We start from the raw sequence: 2,583 nt of genomic DNA on the forward strand, positions 1-2,583 counted from the left end.
GTGTCCAGTAGTCGCTCACCACGATATTCAACCGTCCCTACAGCACGCCTGCCAGCGACTACCTACGCCATCAGCCACCAATTGAGATGACGTCTTAGGACGGGCCACTGCTCGTCCTTCCAGACGGCGATCTTCGCCTCGTCCCGCTCGGTGGCCTTGCGAGAGGGCACCTGCACGCTCCAGCCGATGCGGTGGGTGTACTCGACACCGAACCGGCGGCGCACGATCTCTGCGATCCTCGCCAGCGTCCAGCACTGGTCAATCCAGCCGGAGGCGGCTGGCCCGGCTTCCAACACCGACTCCAGCACCCGGAGTTGACCCAACGCAACCCGCACCGTTACAGATCTCCAGACGCGCGGCGGAGCGGCGAGCGGAAACTCGGGGGTCAGTGCCGGGCCAGGTAGGGCGGGAACCTTCCCCCGTCGGCGAGGTCCTGGTTCGCGTCGGGCCAGCGGCGCCGCAGCACAGCGGCGATGCGGCGGATCCATCCGTTGACGTGTGGCAGCGCCTGGTAGATCTCGCCCGTGCGCGCAGCGGCTTCTCCGGGTTGGGAGTTCATCGAGCCGTACCTGCCGATCGGCGAGTACGGCCCGTATCCCGAGGGCGTGTCCCCTGTCGTGGTGTAGGGGATCAAGGCGGTGAGCTTGGGTGGGTGCGCCCTGCATGTGCTTCCGCTGCTCTGGTTCGTGCCCCCTGAACAGGCAACGGCCATCGTGCAACGCTCCGGGAAAACGGCTAACAACGGCTAACAACATGAGGTGGATCGCTCCTGACGCCCGTGGGCGGGCGAGAGTTGGGCGTTCGGTCTGGCGTGGGGGCGTCACCGTGGATCGTGTCGGATGAGCTGTGGGACCGTCTGGAGCCGCTGCTGCGGCAGTGTGAGCGCCGCTTCCGTTGTCCGGGCCGTAAGCCGTTGCCGGACGCACCCCGTTCGCGATCTTGCTGACCGGCGGCAACCGCAACGACGGCACCCAACTGCTGCCCCTGCTCGACGCGATCCCGCCGGCGTACTTGGCCTTCCGCTGGGTCTCCAGAGGGTTCGGCTGCTTGGACAGGCCCTACGACGTACGGATCACGGCTGATCCGACCCCCAATCCCACCAGACGTGAGACAGTTCAGGCCGGAGACGACGAGGAGGATGCGAAGAATGTCGACGTGGAACGGATTCGGCACCACGTATCGGGGCTTCAGCTACCCGAATCGTGACGGCAGCCACCACGCCACCCAGTGGGCCGTGCTGCTTTTTCTGCCGGTGATCCCCTTGCGTCGGCATCGCCTGACCGTCGGCGACTCGTCCTACACACAGTACGGGAACGGCAGTACCTCGGTCACCCACTACGCGGTGCACGAGGAGACGCCGCTCGTCGGCGGGGAGATACTGCGCACATATCTGACCTGGTGGGTCATCGGCCCGCTGATCGTTTTCGGGCCCCCCGCACTGGTGCTGTGGCTCTTCGGCGACACCAACGGATTCATGACCTATTTCCTCCTCCTGGCCAGCTGCGTCGCCTGGTGCATCTGGGTGGGCGCGGCTATGGAGAAGCGCAACCGCAGGGAGCGCGCGCTGCCTCCGAGGTAGCCACTCCCGTCCCCTTTGCAACGGCTGACGCAATGAGCTGAGTTGTCGGTGTGTGATCAGGCAGCAGGCGAGTTTGAGGAACGCTTCGTGGATGTCGGCTCTGCGTTCCCATCGGATCCGCAGGCGTCGGAAGCCGTGCAGCCACGCGAAGCTTCTCTCGATCACCCAGCGGTAGGTACCCAGTCCGGTGCCGTGCCGTGTTCCACGGCGGGCAATGGCCAGCACGATGCCACGTTCGCGGACATGATCGCGGTAGATGTCGTGGTCGTAGCCACGGTCGGCGAAGAGCGAGTCGGGTTTGCGGCGCGGTCGTCCGACCCGGCCGCGGACCGGCGGGATCGCATCGAGCAAGGGCAGGAGCTGGGTGACGTCGTTGCGGTTGCCGCCGGTCAGCAGGACGGCGAGCGGGGTGCCGTGTCCGTCGGTGATGAGGTGGTGTTTCGATCCTGCCCGGCCCCGGTCGACCGGCGAGGGGCCCGTGTGGCTCCCCCTTTTAGCGCCCTGACATGGGAAGAGTCGACCACGCAGCGGGACCAGTCCAGCCGCGAGGCTGCGTTCAGTTCGGCCAGCAGGACCTCGTGGAGCCGTTGCCACACGCCGGCCTCGTTCCAGTCCCGCAGCCGTCGCCAGCAGGTCATGCCCGAGCCGAAGCCCAGCTCCTTCGGGAGGTACTCCCACTGGATGCCGGTGTGCAGCACGTACAGGATCCCGCACAGCACCTCCCGGTCCGGTAACGCCTTGCGGCCGGGATACCGGAAGCGGCGCTCACGCTGCGGCAGCAGCGGCTCCAGGCGGTCCCACAGCTCATCCGACACGATCCACGGCGATGTCCCCACGCCGAGCCGAACGTTCAACTCCCGCCTCGGACACGGCAACCAACGCCGATCCACCTCATTTTGTTAGCCGTTGTAAGACGTCATCTCATTTGGTGAGTCTGCGGTAGCAGATGAGGGTGCAAGCGATGCTGGTGAAGGCCAGGAAGTGGTCGGCTTTGCGCTCGTAGC

The 2,583-nt window shown here is 66.1% G+C and carries 3 protein-coding genes and 3 pseudogenes; 3 read left to right on the top strand and 3 right to left on the bottom strand.

Annotated features, from left to right (window positions below):
• Positions 1-62: 62 nt before the first annotated feature.
• Both ABZ865_RS41930 and ABZ865_RS41935 read right to left on the bottom strand, forming a co-directional pair.
• Positions 63-293, bottom strand: coding sequence for a winged helix-turn-helix domain-containing protein (locus tag ABZ865_RS41930; protein WP_361242794.1), 231 nt, complete (start codon positions 291-293; stop codon positions 63-65).
• Positions 294-385: 92 nt separating this feature from the next.
• Complete coding sequence (locus ABZ865_RS41935) at positions 386-559, bottom strand: hypothetical protein (RefSeq protein ID WP_361242797.1); 174 nt, start codon at positions 557-559, stop codon at positions 386-388.
• Between the two features lie 252 nt (positions 560-811).
• Here ABZ865_RS41935 and ABZ865_RS41940 point away from each other — a divergent pair.
• The 3 genes and pseudogenes from ABZ865_RS41940 to ABZ865_RS41950 form a co-directional block, all read left to right on the top strand.
• Positions 812-922 (top strand): annotated as a pseudogene (locus tag ABZ865_RS41940) (IS5/IS1182 family transposase); the annotation flags it as partial.
• A pseudogene (locus tag ABZ865_RS41945) lies at positions 916-1,049 on the top strand (IS5/IS1182 family transposase); the annotation flags it as partial. The pseudogenes ABZ865_RS41940 and ABZ865_RS41945, both read left to right, overlap by 7 nt.
• A 98-nt stretch (positions 1,050-1,147) precedes the next feature.
• Positions 1,148-1,579 (top strand): hypothetical protein, encoded by a 432-nt coding sequence (locus ABZ865_RS41950; protein WP_361242800.1) that lies wholly within the window; start codon positions 1,148-1,150, stop codon positions 1,577-1,579.
• Between the two features lie 111 nt (positions 1,580-1,690).
• On the opposite strand, the pseudogene ABZ865_RS41955 reads toward ABZ865_RS41950, so the two are convergent.
• A pseudogene (locus tag ABZ865_RS41955) lies at positions 1,691-2,469 on the bottom strand (IS5 family transposase); the annotation flags it as partial.
• Positions 2,470-2,583 lie beyond the last annotated feature (114 nt).

Source organism: Streptomyces sp. NPDC047085, from assembly GCF_040643735.1.
Taxonomy (GTDB): Bacteria; Actinomycetota; Actinomycetes; order Streptomycetales; family Streptomycetaceae; genus Streptomyces.

Bases quoted from the DNA above. Each gene is read 5' to 3' on its own strand.
- ABZ865_RS41935 (WP_361242797.1), bottom strand. From the start codon at position 559: ATGAACTCCCAACCCGGAGAAGCCGCTGCGCGCACGGGCGAGATCTAC.
- ABZ865_RS41950 (WP_361242800.1), top strand. From the start codon at position 1,148: ATGTCGACGTGGAACGGATTCGGCACCACGTATCGGGGCTTCAGCTAC.